The organism is Streptomyces sp. NTD91 (assembly GCF_059510455.1).
The window spans coordinates 243006-261065 of the sequence record NZ_JCAJZW010000003.1 but is presented as its reverse complement, the minus strand read 5'-3'; the positions used below and the strand labels follow the sequence as shown (position 1 = coordinate 261065).

The following is an 18060-nucleotide window of genomic DNA, read 5'->3' as shown; positions in this document are numbered from 1 at the left end:
ATACGGGTGGCCCGGGCGCATTCGGGCAACCGTCGACGACCGGTGCCCGTGGAAGCCTTCCGCGGCCTACTGTTGAGATGTGCACCTGCCGTGCCCGGCTGCGGTTGGGGCATCCCCGTGCGCTTCCGGTGTGCGGGGAAGGGTTCTTCAACGCGGAGCTGCTGATGGCTGTCGGACATCGGGCCGCGTGGCGTGGGCACCGCCGGCTGTGAGAGGGACGGGAATGGAACCGACCGAGAGTGTCGCCCCGGACTCACGGCTGCGCCTGCGCCGTCGCGCGGGCACAGGGCGGACGACCCGATGGGTCGGGACCCGATGGACGACGGGGACTCGTTGGACGGCGCGGGCCCACGGGCATACGCCCGGTGAGGCCCGCACGGCCGGACCGCGGATCGCCGCCGACGCCCACCCGCCCATACCCCTGGCCCTCGAGCCCGCCCCTGGCCTGACCGACGCCGGTCCCGAACGGCACCCGCGCCGGCCCAGCCTGCCCGCGGTCGCCGTGGCCGCCGCCGCGCTCGTCCTCGGCGCAGGTTTCTACCGCGCCTTCAGCGGTCACCACGCCCTGTTCCCGAGCGGCACCGCCGGCTGGTCGCTGGCCCTGCTCACCGGTGTCATCGTCGGTCACCTCGTCATGCTGGGCCGCGCCCGCTGGTGGGGCGGCACCGGCTCCGGCGCCGCCCTCACCCTCGCCGTGCTGCTGCTGTATGGCTGGGTGCCCGCCGGCATGGTCAGCCTCACCGTCGTCGTTCTGGTCGGGATAGCCCGGCGCCACCACTGGCGGCAAGGAGTGCTGCACGGCGCGGTCGACATCCTCGGCATCGGCGCCGGCGCGCTGTTGCTCGGCGCGTTCGGCCGCGTTCCGAGCGTCGAGACGCCGTGGCGTCCGGACAGCTGGAGCGCCGCCACCGCGCTCGAGATCGTCCTCGCCGCGGTCGCCTACCTCGCCGTCAGCCGCGGCCTGCAGTGGTACCTGCACGTCCCGCCCGGCGGCGCAGTGCCCACCGTGGCCCGCACCGCCGTGGTCCGACACGGCCTGGTCGCCGTCGCGCTGCTCGGCATCGCACCGCTGCTGTGTGTCGTCGCCGTCGCCCGGCCGATCCTGCTCCCGCTGTTCGCCATCCCCCTCATCGCGCTGGACTCCACCCTGTGGATGGCACGCGCGCGTGCCGAGGAACAGCTGCGCGACCCGCTGACCGGACTGCCCAACCGGCAGTGGCTGCTGGAGCGGATCTGGACGGCCCTCGACGACGCCGAACGCATCGGCGCCCGTTCCGCCCTCATGCTGATCGACCTCGACCGTTTCCGGTCGGTGAACGACACCCTCGGTCATCTCGCCGGCGACCGACTGCTGCTCCAGATCGCCGACCGGCTGCGGCTCGCGCTGCCGCGCGGAGCGGAGGCCGCGCGGCTCGGCGGAGACGAGTTCGCCGTCTTACTGCCCGTCGCCGACTCCACGACCTCCGCCACCCGCATCGCCCGCGGCCTGGTCGCCGCGCTCAGCTCGCCGCTCGACCTCGACGGGCTCACCCTCGTCCTGGAGGCGAGCGCCGGAGTCGCCGTCTTCCCCGACCACGCACTCGACGCCGAAGGGCTGCTGCGGCGCGCCGACGTGGCGATGTACCAGGCGAAGAGGGACCGTACGGGCGTCGAGGTGTACGAGTCCAAGCGGGACTCCAACACCCCGGACCGGCTCGGCCTCCTCGGGGATCTGCGCCGGGCGCTGGACGCGCACGAGGTGCAGCTGCACTACCAGCCCAAGGTCCGCTTCGACGGCCAGGTCGCCGGTCTGGAGGCGCTGGTCCGCTGGGTGCATCCCGAGCGCGGGAAGGTTCCGCCGGACGAGTTCATCGCGATCGCCGAGTCGTCCGGGCTGATGCCCCATCTCACCGAGTACGTGCTGGAGACGGCGCTCGGGCAGGTCGCCCGGTGGCGCGCGCAGGGGCTGCGGGTCCCGGTCGCCGTCAACGTCTCCCCGCGTGACGTCCACACGCCCGGCTTCGCGGGCTCGGTCGCCGCGCGGCTGGCCCGGCACGGGGTCCCCGCGGGGGCCCTGCAGCTGGAGATCACCGAGCATGTACTGCTGGAGGATCCGCAGCGGGCCGCGGACACCCTCGCCGCGCTGACCGGGCACGGGGTGAAGATGTCCCTGGACGACTTCGGCACCGGGTACTCGTCGCTGGTGCATCTGCGGCGGCTGCCGGTGAGCGAGCTGAAGATCGACCGGTCGTTCGTGGCACGGCTGGCGGTCGACGCGGAGGACGCGGAGATCGTGCGGTGCACGGTGGATCTCGCGCATTCGCTGGGGCTTCTCGTCGTCGCCGAAGGGGTGGAGGACGACGAGACGTGGGAGCGGTTGCGGGATCTCGGATGTGACGCCGTGCAGGGGTGGCTGGTCGCCGCGGCGATGCCGCCCGAGGAGACGACGGCATGGTTGCGGGCGCGGGGGTCCCGGGGCTGGCAGAGGCCGCGGGCGGCTCTGCCGGCGGCCGAGTAGTCCCACCTCCCAACCGCCTGCCCCGCCTGCCCGTCTGCCCCTCCGGCCTCGCCGCAGGGCGACCCGCGGTGCACTTCCCCCGGACCTCTTCGGGGCACGACGTGCACCCCATCTGTCGATCAAGGGGTTGAGGGACGGCACCTTCGGGGTGCTGGGCCTGGTCCTGCTGGCCGCCGCCGGGGCCCGAGCCCAGGCGTGGTCCATGGTCTGCGTGGCACTCGTCCCGTTCCTGGACACCCTGATGGTCCTGCGCCACGGCGGGGCGAAGAGGGTCGCGTTCGGGATCCACCTCGCCACGGCGATCGTCGTACTGATCAGCGCCGGACTGCTCTTCGCGGTCTGACCACCACTCGAGGGCTCAAGGGGGACCCCAGCCATGTCACTGTTCGTGCCGAAGTTCGAAGAGTCCGTGATCGTCCGCGAGGCCGAGGCCGAAGTCGTCGGCGGCGCACCCGCCACCGTCCGCCTGCTGGCCGACAGCAGCGCCACCGGCGGCGCCCTGTCCACCCAGCGCGTCACTCTCAGGGCCGGCGCCGACGGCGCCAAGCCGCACTGGCACGACAACTCCGCCGAGATGTTCTTCCTGCTCGACGGCGCCGCCGACATCCTCTCCGGTGAGGACGTCGTCACCGCCGGAGCCGGCGACCTCGTCGTCGTCCCGCCCGGCAAGCCGCACGCCTTCGCGGCCGTACCGGGGGCCGACGCCGATCTGCTCATCGTCATCACACCCGGCGTCGAGCGCTTCGAGTACTTCCGCCACCTGCAGCGCATCCGCCTGGGCGAGGCCACTTCGGAGAGCATCCTGGAAGTCCAGGACCTGTACGACAACCACTTCCTGCGCAGCGAGGCCTGGGAGACGCGCCGGGCCTGACGGGCGGGGCGGGGAAACCGTTTCACGGCCACCCCGCCCCGCCCCATAGGATTGAGGCCAAACCACACACACTCACCCCAGAGGATCGCTGCATGCCTGGCATCACGCGCGAGGAGGTCGCCCACCTCGCTCGGCTGGCGCGTCTGGAGCTGAAGCCCGAAGAACTCGACCACTTCGCGGGACAGCTCGACGACATCATCGGCGCGGTCGCCCGCGTCAGCGAGGTCGCCGACCAAGACGTACCGCCGACCTCGCACCCGCTCCCGCTGACGAACGTCATGCGCCCGGACGAGGTCCGTCCCTCGCTCACCCCCGAGCAGGCGCTCTCCGGCGCCCCCGCCCAGGAGCAGCAGCGTTTCAAGGTGCCGCAGATCCTGGGGGAGGAGTGACCGCCATGACGGACAGCAACATCATCAAGCTCACGGCCGCGCAGATCGCCGAGAGGATCGCCTCCGGCGAGCTGACGGCCGTCGAGGTCACCGAGGCCCACCTCGCCCGGATCGGGGCCGTCGACGAGAAGGTGCACGCCTTCCTGCACGTCGACCGCGAGGGCGCCCTCGCCCAGGCGCGCTCCGTCGACGAGAAGCGGGCGCGAGGGGAGAAGCTCGGTCCCCTCGCCGGCGTCCCGCTCGCGCTCAAGGACATCTTCACCACCGAGGGCGTGCCCACGACCGTCGGCTCGAAGATCCTGGAAGGCTGGATCCCGCCGTACGACGCGACCGTCACGCGCAGGCTGAAGGCCGCCGACGTCGTCATCCTCGGCAAGACCAACATGGACGAGTTCGCCATGGGGTCCTCCACCGAGAACAGCGCCTACGGCCCCACCGGCAACCCGTGGGACCTCACCAAGATCCCCGGCGGCTCCGGCGGCGGCTCCTCCGCCGCGCTCGCCGCCTTCGAGGCCCCGCTCGCCATCGGCACCGACACCGGCGGCTCCATCCGCCAGCCGGCCGCCGTCACCGGCACCGTCGGCGTGAAGCCGACCTACGGCGCGGTCTCCCGGTACGGCATGGTCGCCTTCTCCTCCTCCCTCGACCAGGGCGGCCCCTGTGCCCGTACGGTCCTGGACGCGGCCCTGCTGCACGAGGCCATCGCCGGGCACGACCCGCTGGACTCCACCTCCATCGACGCCGCGGTCCCGCCGGTCGTCGAGGCGGCCCGCAACGGCAGCGTCGCGGGTATGCGCGTCGGCGTGGTCAAGCAGTTCCGCGGCGAGGGCTACCAGGCCGGTGTCATCCAGCGCTTCGACGAGTCGGTCGAGCTGTTGAAGAAGCTGGGCGCCGAGATCGTCGAGCTGGACTGCCCGTCCTTCGACCTCGCCCTGTCGGCGTACTACCTGATCGCGCCGTCCGAGTGCTCCTCCAACCTCGCCCGCTTCGACGGCCTGCGCTACGGCCTGCGCACCGGCGACGACGGCACGCACTCCGCCGAGGAGGTCACCTCCCTCACCCGTGAGGCCGGCTTCGGCCCCGAGGTCAAGCGGCGCATCATGCTCGGCACGTACGCCCTGTCGAGCGGCTACTACGACGCGTACTACGGCTCCGCGCAGAAGGTCCGCACGCTCATCACGCGTGACTTCGAGAAGGCCTTCGAGCAGGTCGACGTCATCGTCTCGCCGACGACCCCGACCACCGCCTTCGCGATCGGCGAGCGTGCCGACGACCCGATGGCGATGTACCTCGCGGACCTGTGCACCATCCCGACCAACCTGGCGGGCAACGCGGCCATGTCCCTGCCCTGCGGTCTCGCCCCCGAGGACAACCTCCCGGTGGGCCTGCAGATCATCGCCCCCGCGATGCAGGACGACCGTCTGTACAAGGTGGGCGCCGCCGTCGAGGCCGCCTTCGTGGAAAAGTGGGGTCACCCGCTCCTGGAGGAGGCACCGTCGCTGTGAGCAAGCTGTCGAAGGCCAAGGACTTCAAGAAGTCCAAGTCCGGTACGTACCTGTCCATGGCCACCACCGCGTTCGGCGCGATCGGTGTCGCCAAGCAGATCAAGAAGGCCCGCGCCGAACACGACACGCTGCGGCTGATCGACGCCACGGTGTCCGCCGTGGCGATCGTGACCGGCCTCGCGATCCTCTGCCGCGAACTGAAGCGGCTGGGCGACGACGACGTCCTGCTGGGCTGAGAGGGAAGTTTTCACCGTGACCACCACGACCGACCTGGTGTCGTACGAGGACGCGCTGGCGTCGTACGACCCCGTCATGGGCCTCGAGGTCCATGTCGAACTCGGCACCAAGACCAAGATGTTCTGCGGCTGTTCGACGGCGCTCGGCGCCGAGCCGAACACCCAGACCTGCCCCGTCTGCCTCGGCCTGCCCGGCGCGCTCCCGGTCATGAACAAGACCGGCGTCGAGTCGGCGATCAGGATCGGTCTCGCGCTGAACTGCGAGATCGCCGAGTGGTGCCGCTTCGCCCGGAAGAACTACTTCTATCCGGACATGCCGAAGAACTTCCAGACCTCCCAGTACGACGAGCCGATCGCCTTCAACGGCTACCTCGACGTGCAGCTGGAGGACGGAGAGACCTTCCGCGTGGACATCGAGCGCGCCCACATGGAGGAGGACACCGGCAAGTCCACCCACGTGGGCGGCGCGACCGGCCGTATCCACGGCGCGTCCCACTCCCTGCTGGACTACAACCGCGCCGGCATCCCGCTGATCGAGATCGTCACCAAGCCGATCGTCGGCGCCGGCGAGCGCGCCCCCGAGGTCGCCAAGGCGTACGTGCGTGAGCTGCGCGAGGTCATCCGGGCCCTCGGCGTGTCCGAGGCCCGCATGGAGATGGGCCAGATGCGCTGCGACGTGAACCTGTCGCTGATGCCCAAGGGCGCCGACAAGTTCGGCACCCGGTCCGAGACCAAGAACGTCAACTCGCTGCGTTCGGTGGAGCGAGCGGTGCGCTTCGAGGTCATGCGGCACGCCGCCGTGCTGAACGGCGGAGGCGCGGTCGTCCAGGAGACCCGCCACTTCCACGAGGACACCGGCTCCACCACCTCCGGCCGTACGAAGGAGGAGGCCGAGGACTACCGGTACTTCCCGGAGCCCGACCTGGTCCCGGTCGCGCCCTCCCGCGAGTGGGTCGAGGGGATCCGGGCGGCGCTTCCCGAGCTGCCGCTGGTGCGCCGCAACCGGCTGCGTGAGGAGTGGGGCGTCTCCGCCACCGACATGCAGGCGATCCTCAACGCCGGTGCGCTGGATCCGATCGTCGCCACGATCGAGGCCGGTGCCGACGCCGCCTCCGCCCGCAAGTGGTGGATGGGTGAACTGGCGCGCAGCGCCAACGAGTCCGGCAAGGCGCTGGACGAGCTGCCGATCACCCCGGCGCAGGTGGCCCGGGTCACCGAGCTGGTCACGAAGGGCGACCTGAACGACAAGCTGGCCCGCCAGGTCATCGAGGGCGTCCTCGCGGGCGAGGGCACCCCGGACGAGGTCGTCGACAAGCGGGGTCTGAAGGTCGTCTCCGACGAGGGCGCGCTGACCGCCGCCGTCGACGAGGCCATCGCCGGCAACCCGGGCATCGCTGACAAGATCCGCGGCGGCAAGGTGGCCGCGGCCGGAGCCCTGGTCGGCGCGGTCATGAAGGCAACACGGGGTCAGGCCGACGCCGCCCGCGTGAAGGAGCTGATCCTTCAGAAGCTGGGCGTGAGCGAGGGCTGAGACCTCGTCGTCCCGTTCGTACGGCCCCGGAGGCGCGCCCTCCGGGGCCGTACGCATGTCCCAAGTCTCTCGGGAGGGCGACAGAGTTCACGGGTCTGTCCTGTGATGTCTCTCCCACCGCTGTGAATAAGCCCACGAACACATCAAACGATCACGTTCACCTGCAAGAGTGTTCTGTGATTGCACATGCGTTCTTTGCGGGCTGTTCAGTTCATGGACGATCATTCCCTGTCAAAGATCAACAAATCGCACTTCTGGGAGCTCGTCCGTGGCAGACCTCGCGCGTTGGTGTGTCCGGCATCGGCTGATCGTCGTGCTGCTGTGGCTCCTCGCCTTCGGCGGGGTCACCGTGGGCGCCGCCGTGGCCGGTTCGTCGTACTCGAACGCCTATGACGTTCCCGGCACCGAGGCCGGCCGCGCGACACAGCTGCTCAAGGAGGGCTTCCCGGGCCTGGGCGGGGACAACGACACCGTCGTCTGGCACACCGACGCCGGCAGCGTCCGCGCCGACGGCGTCGAGCAGACCATGACCCGCACTCTGGACCGGATCGCCTCGCTGCCCGGCATCGCCTCGGTGGACGGCCCCTACGGCCGCCAGGGCGCGCACCGGATCAGCGACGACGGCCACACCGCCTACGCGACCGTCACCTTCACTCAGGAGGCCGAGCACATCGGCAAGGGGGAGGCGGAGGCCGTGGTGCGCACCGCCAAGGCCGCCGAGGGCCACGGGCTCCAGGTCGAGCTGGGCGGCAGCGCCATCGGACTCACCGCGTCCCCGCGCGAGCACACCGCCGAGGTGGTCGGGGTCCTCGTCGCCGCCGTCGTGCTGTTCGTCGCCTTCGGCTCGCTCGCCGCCTCCGCCCTGCCCATCGCCACCGCGCTGGTGGGCGTCGGCACCGCCTACTCCGGCATCGGGCTGCTCGGGCACGCCATGTCGGTCGCCGACTTCGCGCCCATGCTCGGCATGCTCATCGGCCTCGGCGTCGGCATCGACTACGCGCTGTTCATCGTGACCAGACACCGGCGCGGACTCAAACGCGGCCTGGACGTCACCGAGGCCGCCGTGAACTCCGTCGCCACCACCGGACGCGCGGTCGTGTTCGCGGGCGCGACGGTGTGCATCGCGCTGATGGGGATGCTGATCCTGCGGCTGAGCTTCCTCAACGGGGTCGCGGTGGCCGCCTCGCTGACGGTGGTGCTCACGGTCGCGGCCTCGGTCACCCTGCTGCCCGCCCTGCTGTCGTACATCGGCCCATGGGCCCTCAGCCGCCGCGAGCGGCGCCGGCTCGCCGAGCACGGGCCGCGCCCGGAGCTGCCCACCGGTCTCGCCGCCCGCTGGTCGGCGCTGGTCGAGCGGCGCCCCAAGCTGCTCGGCTCGCTCGCCGTGGTCGTCATCGCCGTGCTGGCCCTGCCGACCTTCTCCCTGCACCTCGGCACCTCCGACCAGGGCAACGATCCCAGCACCTCCACCACCCGCAAGGCCTACGACCTGCTCGCCGAGGGCTTCGGACCCGGGGTGAACGGACCGCTCACCCTGGTCACCCGGGTGGACGGCGCCGACGGCAGGCTGGCCCTGGACAACCTCGACACGGCCCTGCGCGCCACCCGGGGCGTCGCCTCCGTCACCCCGGCCATCTTCGACACCGGCGGCACCACCGCCTACCTCACCGTCGTCCCGACCTCGGCGCCGCAGTCGCAGCAGACCAGCGACCTCGTGCACCGGCTGCGCACCGAGGTGCTGCCGCGCGCCGAGACCGGCACCTCCCTGCACATCCAGGTCGGCGGGGTCACCGCCGGCTATGACGACTTCGCGGCCGTGATCGTCTCCAAGCTGCCGCTGTTCGTGGGTGCGGTCATCGGGCTCGGCTGTCTTCTGCTGCTCGTCGCGTTCCGCTCGCTCGGCATCCCGCTGAAGGCCGCGGTGATGAACATCGCCGCCGTGGCCGCCGCGTTCGGGATCGTCGTCGCCGTCTTCCAGTGGGGCTGGGGCAGCGAACTGCTCGGCCTCGGCCGGGCCGGCCCCATCGAGCCCTTCCTGCCCGTGATCATGGTCTCGGTGCTCTTCGGCCTGTCCATGGACTACCAGGTCTTCCTGGTCAGCCGGATCTACGAGGAGTGGCTGGAGACCGGCGACAACCGGCGCGCCGTCCGCGTGGGCCTCGCCGAGACCAGCCGGGTCATCAACTCCGCGGCGATCATCATGATCTCGGTCTTCCTCGCCTTCGTGCTCAGCGGCGACCGTGTGATCGCGATGTTCGGCATCGCGCTCGCCTCCGCCGTCGCCCTCGACGCCTTCGTCCTGCGCACCCTCCTCGTACCCGCGCTGATGCATCTGCTGGGCGCCGCCAACTGGTGGCTGCCCGCCTGGCTCGAGCGCCGCCTGCCGCGTCTCAGCATCGAGCCGCCCGAGTGCCGTGCCGCGCATGAGAGGCTCGCGGGCGTCACGGTGGAGGACCTGCGGAGGGACGATCAGCGCGATGTACGCGACATCCCTGGGTGACGACGGCGCCGAACTGCGGCCCGTGGAGGTGTGGCACGCCGAGGAGGTGCTCGCCCACATCGACCGGGGACGGGAGTTCATCGGACGGCACATCGGGATGCCGGACGTGGTGGCCGACCTGGCCGGCGCCCGCGCCTGGATCCGGTCGTACGCCGACCGGCGCGCCGTCGACGCCGGCAGCCTGCACGGCATCTGGCTGGACGGCAGGCTGGTCGGCGGCCTGCTGTTCCGGGTGTGGGACACCGCGAGCGGCGTGTGCCGGGTGGGCTGCCGGCTGGAGCCCGCGGCGACCGGGCGCGGGCTGGTCACACGGGGCATGCCGGTGCTGCTGGACTGGGCCTTCGAGGAGCGCGGAATGCATCGCGTGGAGTGGCACGTGTCCGCCGCCAACGAGCCCAGCACCAACGTGGGCCGCCGTCTCGGCATGACCCGTGAGGGTGTGCTCCGCGAGAACCACCCGCACCGGGGCGTGCGCACCAGCACCGAGGTCTGGTCGCTGCTCGCTCCCGAGTGGAGTGCGGCACACGCGTAGCGCGCACGAGGATCATTAAGGGGCCTCTCAGACAGGGTCCGTACGGTGCCGGGCATGGCTACGAAGACAGAGGAAGGCGCCGCGGCCGGCACCGAGGCGCAGGACGACGACACGGCGGTGGAGGCCGCCGGCACCGAGGAGGAGACCGCGCGGGCGCAGGCCCGTGAGGACGGCTCCGGTCGGGCGGACGCCGTCGAGGACGTGACCGCCGAGGCCGAGGAGGAGACGGCCGAGAAGGAGGCCGCGCGGGAGAAAGTGCCTTCCGGGGTCGGTCAGGGCGCCGGTGCCGTCGTCTCCGCCGCGCTGGGCTTCGTCTCGCTCAGCGGTGGCTGGATCGGCACCGTCGCAGGCGCCCGCGAACAGCTCGTGGGTCAGCTGCGGACCTCCTCCACCGCGAGCGTCGCCACCCAGATCAACGCGGTGTACGGCAACGCCTGGCACAGCACCGCCCTGTGGGCCGGCCTGTTCGCGCTGGCCGCGTTGCTCACCGGTGTCGTGGTGCTGGCCCGGCCGGCCTTCGGCACTCCGGGGCGCCCGCAGGACCACTGGATCAAGTCGGTCGCCTGGGGCGGCGTCTCGCTCGGTGTCGTCGGGCTGCTGCTGGCGGTCCTGAAGTACTCCGACGCCCTGCTCGCCCTGCCCTCCACAAGCTGACGAAGGCGCAGGTCCCAGGGGCCTCAGGGAATCCGTGAGTGCCTTACGGACTCCCTGAGGCCCCTTACGCGCGCGTGCGGCCCGTCCGCCGCCCGGAGATGCGGAACTCTCCCGATGTGGCGCACCCCCCTGGGAGACGAAGGTGGAGGCGTCGCAGAACGCGACGCACCACACCGGCTCTCCTCGAAGGACACGTCATGATGGAGTTCGAGTACCACAAGATGCGCTCCGCCGAGCTGATCCGCGAGGCCGAGCAGGCACGACTTGCCCGCGCGGCCGCCCGGGCGCACCGCGCCGCCCGCCGCGCGGGTTCGGCCGGCCTGGACGGCGCGGCGGCCGAGTCCCATACCGGCCGGCCCCGTCGGCACCGGCTCCCGCGCACCGCGTGACCACCGGAGCGACGGAGGCGGCCGGGACGGACGGTGGCCGTACGGGGGCCGGCCGCCTTCCGGACCGCCCGGAGCAGGGGCGTACGACCACCCGTCCCGGTCGTACGCCCCGGCCGTCCGTGGCTGCGACCCTCCCGGTCGTCGGTACGACGATCGGACCGGGCCTGTGGAAAACCGCTGCCCTGCCCTCCGGGTCCCGTGCGATGCTCGGGCCCGTGGAGACCAGGTCCGTCAGTCCCGTGTTCGTCGGCCGCACCGGCGAGCTGGACACCTTGAACGACGCGCTCGTCCGCGCCCGCGCCGGCGAGCCCCAGGCGCTGCTGCTCGGCGGCGAGGCCGGGGTCGGCAAGACCCGCCTCGTCGAGGAGTTCACCGCGCTCGCCGGCCGGCACGCGGTCGTCGCCGTGGGCGGCTGTGTGGAGGTCGGCGCCGACGGGCTGCCCTTCGCTCCCTTCGCCACCGCGCTGCGAGCCCTGCGCGACGCCCTCCCCGAGGAGTTCGCCGCCGCCGCGCGCGGCCAGGAGGAGGAGCTGGCCCGCCTGCTGCCCGACCTGGGCGAGGCCGGCGCCGGCCGCCACGACGAGCAGGGCATGGCCCGCCTGTTCGAGCTCACCGTACGGCTGCTGGAACGGGTCGCGGCGAAGCGGCCGGTCGTGCTCGTCCTGGAGGACCTGCACTGGGCCGACGCCTCCACCCGCCACCTCCTCGCCTTCCTCTTCCGCACCCTGCGCGCGGGCAGGCTCCTCGTCCTCGCCAGCTACCGCTCCGACGACATCCACCGCCGCCATCCGCTGCGCCCCCTGCTCGCCGAACTGGACCGGCTGCGCACCGTCCGCCGCATCGAACTCGCCCGCTTCACCCGCGAGGAGGTGGGCCGCCAGATCGCCGGCATCCTCGCCGCCGAACCCGACCCCGCGCAGGTCGACGAGATCTTCGAACGCTCCGACGGCAACGCCTTCTTCGTCGAGGAACTCGCCGTCGCCGCCTGCGACGGCTGCTGCGCCGGCCTCACCGACTCCCTGCGCGACCTGCTCCTGGTCCGGGTCGAGGCGCTGCCCGAGAGCGCCCAGCGGGTCGCACGGATCGTCGCCGAGGGCGGCTCCACCGTGGAGTACCGGCTGATCGCCGCCGTCGCCCGGCTCGGCGAGGACGACCTCATCGAGGCGCTGCGGGCCGCCGTCGGCGCCAACATCCTCACCGTCACCCGGGACGGCACCGGCTACCGCTTCCGGCACTCCCTGGTCCGCGAGGCCGTCGCCGACGACCTGCTGCCCGGCGAACGCTCCCGCCTCAACCGCCGCTACGCCGAAGCCCTGGAGACCGAACCCACGCTCGTCCCGGCCGACGCGCGCGTGATGCGCCTGGCCAGCTACTGGTACCACGCCCATGACCCCGCCAAGGCCCTGCCCGCCGTCCTGGACGCCTCCGTCGTGGCCCGCCGCCGGCACGCCTACACCGAGCAACTCGGGCTGCTGGAGCGGGCGATGGAGCTGTGGGACAACGTTCCCAAGGAGGTGCGCTCGGCCCTGCGCCCGGTCGACTACACCGAGGTCTACCCTCCGTGCGGCTGCGATCCGGCCACCGCACCGCTGCGTTATCTCGACCTGATGGCCGAGGCGGCGGTCGCGGGCCGCTTCGGCGGGGAACGCGAACGCGCGCTGAAGATCACCAAGCGGGCGCTGCGCCTCCTGGAGGACGAGCCGGACCCCCAGCGCGCCGCCTGGTTCTGGATCCAGCGCTCCCGCCTGGTCCAGGCCCAGGCCCGTGGCGACGGCTGGCAGGAACTGGCCACCGCCCAGGACCTCGTGCGCGGCCTGCCGCCGTCCGAGGTGCACGCCGAGGTGCTGGCCCTCGCCGCCAACTGGTCCATGCTGCACCGGCCCGGCCCCGACGCCTTCGCCGCCGCCGAGCGTGCCGTGGAGTACGCGCGCATGGTCGGCGCCCGCGACATCGAACTGCACGCCCGCCTCACCCTCGGCTGTCTCAAGGTGGACGCGGGCGACACCGAGACGGGCCTGGCGGAGATGCGGCAGGTGCTGCGGGACACCCTCGCGGAGGGCGTGCACCATGTCGCGGGCCGGGCCTATGTGAACCTGCCCTCCCAGCTGCAGGGCATCGGCCGCGACCGGGAGGCCGTCCCCCTCCTGCGCGAGGGCATCGCCTTCGCCCGCACCCACGGGCTGCTGGACTCCGAGTCCTGGATACGGGGCAACCTGTCCGAGGCGCTCTACTCGCTCGGCGACTGGGCGGAGGCCGCCGAGACCGCCACGCACGCCACTCGGGTCGGCCACAGCGCGAAGCCCCGTGGCCAGGGTGCCCTGCGCCTGGCACACCTGGCCCTCGCCCGCGGCGACCTCGCCGAGGCGGGCCGCAGACTCGCCGAGGGCCGTGCCCACTACGGCACCCACGACCCCATGCCCCAGCTCTCCCTGCCCCTGGCCAGGGTCGCCCTCGGTGTCGCCGCCGAGGAGGGCCGCATCGCCGACGCCCGCGCCGAACTGCTACGGGCCCTGGACGACGGCTTCCCACCCGGCACCCAGCGCTACGGCTGGCCGTTGCTGCGGGCCGCCGCCACCGTGGAGGCCGAGGCCCGCACCCTGCCCGCCGCCGAGCCGGGCCGCACCGAGATCCTCGACCGCCTCGGCGAGGCCGTGCGGCACCTCGCCACCGGCGCCCCGCTCTGGCGGGCCTACGAGCAGTGGACCCGTGCCGAACTGCGCCGCGCGCAGGGCACGGACACCGCCGAGGACTGGTCGCCGGTCGTCACCGCCTTCGAGTGCCTGGACCGCCCCTACGAACTCGCCCGGGTCCGCCACCGCCTCGCCGCGGCCCTCCTGGCCGGCGGCGGTGGAGACGACGCACGCGACCGCGCGCTGGAACTGCTCCGGCTGGCCGCGGCGGTCGCCGCCCACCTCGACGCCCGCTCCCTCGCCGACGCCCTCGCCCGGCTCGCCCAGCGCGCCCGCCTCACCCTGACCCACCCGCCCCGACAGGCCCTCGCCCCGGCCGACCCGGCAGCGGCCCTCGGGCTCACCAGCCGGGAGCGGGACGTGCTGCGCCTGGTCTCGGCCGGCCGCACCAACCGCCAGATCGCCGAGGAACTGTTCATCTCCCCGAAGACCGCGAGCGTCCACGTGTCCAACATCCTCGGCAAACTCGGCGTCTCCGGCCGGGGCGAGGCCGCGGCGCTGGCCCACCGGCTGGAGCTGTTCCCGGCCGAGACGCTCACTGCCGGAACGGCGGGCTGACACCTACGCTGGGGAAAGGGCCACAAGGGGGAGAAAACGGGGGAGGGGCCGTGTTCAACGCCTTCGAGGAACTGTTCGCACCCGGTCGCAAACACACCCGGGAAGAGCAGAACCGCCTGGAACTGACCCGCGAGGACGTGGGCGACAGCGACCCCGGCCGGGGTCCGATAGACCTGGCCTCCGGCAAGGCGGTCATACGCCTGCCGGAGCCACCGTCCACCGAGGCCGAGCCGGAGGAGAGCCAGGAACAGGGCACCGAGGGGGCGTGAGCCGTTCGGAGGCGCTACTTCACCTCCACCTCCAGCACCCGGTCGTCCCCCTTCTGGGGCCGGCCCCGGCCGTCGGTGTTGCTCGTCACCAGCCACAGCTTGTCGCCGCCCGCCGCGACGACCGTACGCAGGCGGCCGTACCGCCCGGTCAGGAAGGCCTGCGGCGGCGCCGAGGCCTGCGTGCCGCCCAGCGGGACGCGCCACAGACGCTCGCCCTTCAGGGCCGCCATCCAGATCACGCCCTTCACGTACGCGATGCCGCTGGGGGAGGCGTCGTCGGTGTGCCACTGGGCCAGCGGGTTCCGGAAGGCGGGGTCGGAGGACCTGCCCTCCGCCTTGGGCCAGCCGTAGTTGCCGCCCGGTTCGATCGCGTTCAGCTCGTCCCAGGTGTCCTGGCCGAACTCCGAGGCGAACAGGCGCTGTCTGTCGTCCCAGGCCAGGCCCTGGACGTTGCGGTGGCCGTACGAGTACACGGGCGAGCCGGGAAACGGGTCGCCCGGTGCCGGTTCGCCCTCCGGGGTCAGGCGCAGGATCTTGCCGCCGAGGGACTTCCTGTCCTGGGCCAGGCCCCGCTCGCCGCTTTCCCCCGTGCCCGCGTACAGCATGCCGTCCGGGCCGAACGCGATCCGCCCGCCGTTGTGGACGGAACCCTTCGGGATGCCCTTGAACACCGTGTCCGGGGCGCCCAGTTGCTCGCCGACCGGTTTGCGCTCGTCGTACAGCATGCGGACGATGCGGTTGTCGGAGGCCGAGGTGAAGTAGGCGTAGATCATGTGGTCCGAGGCGAAGCCGGGGGAGAGCGCGATGCCCAGCAGGCCGCCCTCACCGGCCGGGGAGACCCCGGAGACCGTGCCCAGCTCGGTCGTACGGCCGGTCCTGTCGTCGATCCGGATGATCGTGCCGTCGTCGCGGGACGAGACCAGCAGACCGCCGCCGGGCAGCGGGGCCAGCCCCCAGGGTGTCCTGAGGTTCTGGGCCACGGTGCGCAGCACCTTCACCGAGCCCTCGGCCGGCGGAGGCGACTCGGTGACCCGGCCGGACGGGGACCTGCCCGGTGCCGTACCCGTGGCCGCCGTCCGCCCGGGACCGAAGGGGGGCCCTCCGCCGGCCGAGGAGCAGCCGGCCGCCAGCAGGAGGGCGGCCGCGGCCAGCACGGCCGGCACAGCGCGTCGTCGCACGATCATGGTCCCTTCGAGGCGGTGATCCAGCGGTGCTCGTTGTCCTGCACCGCCCAGCCTCTCCGGGTTCCCGCTCCGGCACCGCCGATCCCGCAAACCCGTCAGTCCCACGACCCCTGCGCCGCCGGCAGCGCCGCGGCCTCCGCCAAGTCCTCCTCGGTCAGGCGCAGTCCGCTCGCCGCCGCGTTCTCCACGGCCCACCGCTCCTGCTTGGCGCCCGGCAGGGCGATCACATGGCGGCCCCGGGACAGTACCCAGGCCAGCGCCACCTGGGCCGGGGTGACGTGCTCGCCGTGCCGGCGGGCGATGCGGCGCAGGCCGGCGACGATCGGCTGGTTGGCCGCCATCATCTCCGCCGTGAAACGGGGATGCCGGGCGCGGACGTCGTCCGGCTCGAAGCCCTCGCCCGGAGTCAGCGTGCCGGTCAGGAAGCCGTTGCCCAGCGGCATCGCCGCGAGGAAGCCCACGCCCCGCGCCTCGCACCACGGCAGCAGGGTCCGCAGCGCCTCCGGCGACCACACCGAAAGCTCCGCCTCCACCGCGGCCACCGGGAACACCTGCTGCACCCGCTGCAACTGGCGCAGTGTGCCCTCGTGCAGCCCGGCGCCCGAGCGGCGGCCGCCGCGCGCCCCCACCGCGCACAGGCCCAGCGCCCGCACCTTCCCGGCCCGCACCAGGTCGGCCATCGCGCCCCAGGTCTCCTCCACCGGCACCTCGGGGTCGGCGCGGTGCAGCTGGTAGAGGTCGATCACGTCCGTCTGCAGGCGCCGCAGCGAGGCGTCGCAGGCCCGTTTCACATACCCGGGGCGGCCGTTGGCCACGATGTGCTGCTCGCCCACCAGCAGCCCCACCTTGGTGGACACGAAGGCCTCCGCGCGCCGCTCCTTCAGCACCCGGCCCAGCAGCAGCTCGTTCGTGAACGGGCCGTACATGTCCGCCGTGTCCAGCAGGGCCGAGCCCAGGTCCAGCGCCCGGTGCACGCATCTGAGCGATTCGTCGCCCCGCTGCCGCGAGGTGCTGTACGCCCAGCTCATCGGCATGCACCCGAGTCCGACGGCCCCCACCGCGAGCGCCCCCGCGCCGATCGTCCTGCGCTCCACCTGCTCGTGAACCTCCCTCTGCCCGGCCCCCAACCTAACCTCTGCACACGCGCGTGCCTGACATAGCCTCCTTGCCATGACTGCAGACGTGTGGCTTCCCATCGCGCCGGAGGAGATCGAGGGGCTTCCCGCCGGGCCCCGGTACCTGTTCTGGAACGGTGAGGAGGAGTTCCCCGGCGACCCGGCCGCCTGCTCCTTCTACGTCGTCCCCTACATGAAGCCCGCCGGGATCGGGGTGCGCCCGCTGGCGGAGATGGCCGCCGTCGAGGTCGTACAGACGCTGTCGGCCGGCATCGACCATGTGGAGCCCGGCCTGCGCCGGCTGCGCCCGGGCGTGCGGCTGTGCAACGCGCGCGGGGTGCACGAGGCGAGCACCGCCGAGCTGGCGCTGACCCTGGTCCTCGCCTCCCTGCGTGGCATCCCGGACTTCGTGCGGGCCCAGGAGCGCGGCGAGTGGCTCGGCGGATTCCGGCCCGCCCTCGCCGACAGATCCGTCCTCGTCGTCGGCTACGGCTCCATAGGCGCCGCCATCGAGGACCGGCTCGCGCCTTTCGAGGTCGCGCGGGTGGCGCGCGTCGCGCGCTCCGGACGCACCACGGCGCGCGGTCCGGTGCATCCGCTCACCGAATTGCCCTCCCTGCTTCCGCACGCCGATGTCGTGATCCTCTCCACGCCCTTGACGGAGCAGACGCGGGGGCTGGCGGACGCCGAGTTCCTCGCGCGGATGAAGGACGGCGCGCTGCTGGTCAACGTGGCCCGCGGGCCGGTGGTGGACACCAAGGCGCTGCTCGCGGAGCTGGAGAGCGGCCGCATCAGCGCGGCCCTGGACGTCACCGACCCCGAGCCGCTGCCGCCGGGACACCCGCTCTGGCAGGCCCCGGGCGTGCTCATCAGCCCGCACGTCGGCGGTCCCACCTCGGCGTTCCTGCCCCGCGCGAAGCGGCTGCTCGTCAACCAGCTGACCCGCTTCGTGAACCACGAGCCGCTGCGGAACGTGGTCCTGACGACAGGGGCCTGATCCGCTTCCGGTACCCTGCGCAACCCCCCGGACGCGCACCGTACCGGCAATCCCCGCTGGTCGTCACGGAGCGTAGAGAAGCTATGTCCCTGAGTGACGATCCTGGTGTATCGTCCCGGAAGGGGCAGCGCCGCCGACCGTTC

General features: G+C 72.5%; 15 protein-coding genes and 1 pseudogene. 14 read left to right on the top strand and 2 right to left on the bottom strand.

Annotation, left to right across the window (positions count from 1 at the left end; translation table 11 throughout):
* The first annotated feature begins 223 nt into the window (after window positions 1–223).
* The 13 genes and pseudogenes from AC5WRT_RS05705 (at window position 224) to AC5WRT_RS05645 (ending at window position 14621) form a co-directional block, all read left to right on the top strand.
* Complete coding sequence (locus AC5WRT_RS05705; RefSeq protein ID WP_496096073.1) at window positions 224–2497, top strand: putative bifunctional diguanylate cyclase/phosphodiesterase; 2274 nt, start codon at window positions 224–226, stop codon at window positions 2495–2497.
* 91 nt (window positions 2498–2588) lie between these two features.
* Window positions 2589–2840, top strand: a pseudogene (locus tag AC5WRT_RS05700) (DUF4267 domain-containing protein); the annotation flags it as partial.
* Between the two features lie 33 nt (window positions 2841–2873).
* Entirely contained in the window at window positions 2874–3368 is a 495-nt protein-coding gene (locus AC5WRT_RS05695; RefSeq protein ID WP_496096072.1) for a cupin domain-containing protein, read from the top strand.
* A gap of 92 nt (window positions 3369–3460) precedes the next feature.
* Window positions 3461–3757, top strand: a complete 297-nt coding sequence (gatC, locus tag AC5WRT_RS05690; RefSeq protein ID WP_004925108.1) for an Asp-tRNA(Asn)/Glu-tRNA(Gln) amidotransferase subunit GatC — start codon at window positions 3461–3463, stop codon at window positions 3755–3757.
* Between the two features lie 5 nt (window positions 3758–3762).
* Window positions 3763–5262 carry an Asp-tRNA(Asn)/Glu-tRNA(Gln) amidotransferase subunit GatA gene (gatA, locus tag AC5WRT_RS05685; protein WP_496096071.1) on the top strand — a complete coding sequence of 500 codons (1500 nt, stop codon included), beginning with the start codon at window positions 3763–3765 and terminating at the stop codon, window positions 5260–5262.
* A complete protein-coding gene (locus AC5WRT_RS05680) occupies window positions 5259–5498 on the top strand; it encodes a hypothetical protein (protein ID WP_330337665.1) in 240 nt (79 codons plus the stop codon). Before gatA ends, AC5WRT_RS05680 begins: the two co-directional genes overlap by 4 nt.
* A gap of 16 nt (window positions 5499–5514) precedes the next feature.
* The gene (gatB, locus tag AC5WRT_RS05675; protein WP_496096070.1) at window positions 5515–7029 is read left to right on the top strand and encodes an Asp-tRNA(Asn)/Glu-tRNA(Gln) amidotransferase subunit GatB; all 1515 of its coding nucleotides are present in this window, start codon (window positions 5515–5517) and stop codon (window positions 7027–7029) included.
* A 268-nt stretch (window positions 7030–7297) separates the two neighbouring features.
* Window positions 7298–9529, top strand: a complete 2232-nt coding sequence (locus AC5WRT_RS05670; protein WP_496096069.1) for an MMPL family transporter — start codon at window positions 7298–7300, stop codon at window positions 9527–9529.
* Entirely contained in the window at window positions 9507–10061 is a 555-nt protein-coding gene (locus tag AC5WRT_RS05665; protein ID WP_496096068.1) for a GNAT family N-acetyltransferase, read from the top strand. The genes AC5WRT_RS05670 and AC5WRT_RS05665 overlap by 23 nt, the downstream gene beginning before the upstream one ends.
* A gap of 54 nt (window positions 10062–10115) precedes the next feature.
* Entirely contained in the window at window positions 10116–10715 is a 600-nt protein-coding gene (locus AC5WRT_RS05660; protein ID WP_496096067.1) for a hypothetical protein, read from the top strand.
* Between the two features lie 197 nt (window positions 10716–10912).
* Window positions 10913–11104, top strand: a complete 192-nt coding sequence (locus AC5WRT_RS05655) for a hypothetical protein (protein ID WP_496096066.1) — start codon at window positions 10913–10915, stop codon at window positions 11102–11104.
* 203 nt (window positions 11105–11307) lie between these two features.
* Entirely contained in the window at window positions 11308–14352 is a 3045-nt protein-coding gene (locus AC5WRT_RS05650; RefSeq protein ID WP_496099996.1) for a helix-turn-helix transcriptional regulator, read from the top strand.
* A 50-nt stretch (window positions 14353–14402) separates the two neighbouring features.
* Window positions 14403–14621: a DUF6191 domain-containing protein gene (locus tag AC5WRT_RS05645; RefSeq protein WP_496096065.1), complete on the top strand. Its 219-nt coding sequence runs from the start codon at window positions 14403–14405 to the stop codon at window positions 14619–14621.
* Window positions 14622–14635: 14 nt separating this feature from the next.
* Here AC5WRT_RS05645 and AC5WRT_RS05640 read toward each other — a convergent pair whose 3' ends face one another.
* Together AC5WRT_RS05640 and AC5WRT_RS05635 are read right to left on the bottom strand one after the other, a co-directional pair.
* Window positions 14636–15805 carry a PQQ-dependent sugar dehydrogenase gene (locus AC5WRT_RS05640; protein ID WP_496096064.1) on the bottom strand — a complete coding sequence of 390 codons (1170 nt, stop codon included), beginning with the start codon at window positions 15803–15805 and terminating at the stop codon, window positions 14636–14638.
* Between the two features lie 95 nt (window positions 15806–15900).
* The gene (locus AC5WRT_RS05635; RefSeq protein ID WP_496099990.1) at window positions 15901–16899 is read right to left on the bottom strand and encodes an aldo/keto reductase; all 999 of its coding nucleotides are present in this window, start codon (window positions 16897–16899) and stop codon (window positions 15901–15903) included.
* A gap of 76 nt (window positions 16900–16975) precedes the next feature.
* Between AC5WRT_RS05635 and AC5WRT_RS05630 the strand changes: the two genes are divergently transcribed.
* Window positions 16976–17917, top strand: coding sequence for a 2-hydroxyacid dehydrogenase (locus AC5WRT_RS05630; protein WP_496096062.1), 942 nt, complete (start codon window positions 16976–16978; stop codon window positions 17915–17917).
* Window positions 17918–18060 lie beyond the last annotated feature (143 nt).

What these genes read in the sequence shown, in the direction of transcription:
- AC5WRT_RS05705 (WP_496096073.1), top strand. Translation starts at nt 224, where the DNA reads ATGGAACCGACCGAGAGTGTCGCCCCGGACTCACGGCTGCGCCTGCGC.
- AC5WRT_RS05695 (WP_496096072.1), top strand. Translation starts at nt 2,874, where the DNA reads ATGTCACTGTTCGTGCCGAAGTTCGAAGAGTCCGTGATCGTCCGCGAG.
- gatC (WP_004925108.1), top strand. Translation starts at nt 3,461, where the DNA reads ATGCCTGGCATCACGCGCGAGGAGGTCGCCCACCTCGCTCGGCTGGCG.
- gatA (WP_496096071.1), top strand. Translation starts at nt 3,763, where the DNA reads ATGACGGACAGCAACATCATCAAGCTCACGGCCGCGCAGATCGCCGAG.
- AC5WRT_RS05665 (WP_496096068.1), top strand. Translation starts at nt 9,507, where the DNA reads ATGTACGCGACATCCCTGGGTGACGACGGCGCCGAACTGCGGCCCGTG.
- AC5WRT_RS05660 (WP_496096067.1), top strand. Translation starts at nt 10,116, where the DNA reads ATGGCTACGAAGACAGAGGAAGGCGCCGCGGCCGGCACCGAGGCGCAG.
- AC5WRT_RS05655 (WP_496096066.1), top strand. Translation starts at nt 10,913, where the DNA reads ATGATGGAGTTCGAGTACCACAAGATGCGCTCCGCCGAGCTGATCCGC.
- AC5WRT_RS05650 (WP_496099996.1), top strand. Translation starts at nt 11,308, where the DNA reads ATGCTCGGGCCCGTGGAGACCAGGTCCGTCAGTCCCGTGTTCGTCGGC.
- AC5WRT_RS05640 (WP_496096064.1), bottom strand. Translation starts at nt 15,805, where the DNA reads ATGATCGTGCGACGACGCGCTGTGCCGGCCGTGCTGGCCGCGGCCGCC.
- AC5WRT_RS05630 (WP_496096062.1), top strand. Translation starts at nt 16,976, where the DNA reads ATGACTGCAGACGTGTGGCTTCCCATCGCGCCGGAGGAGATCGAGGGG.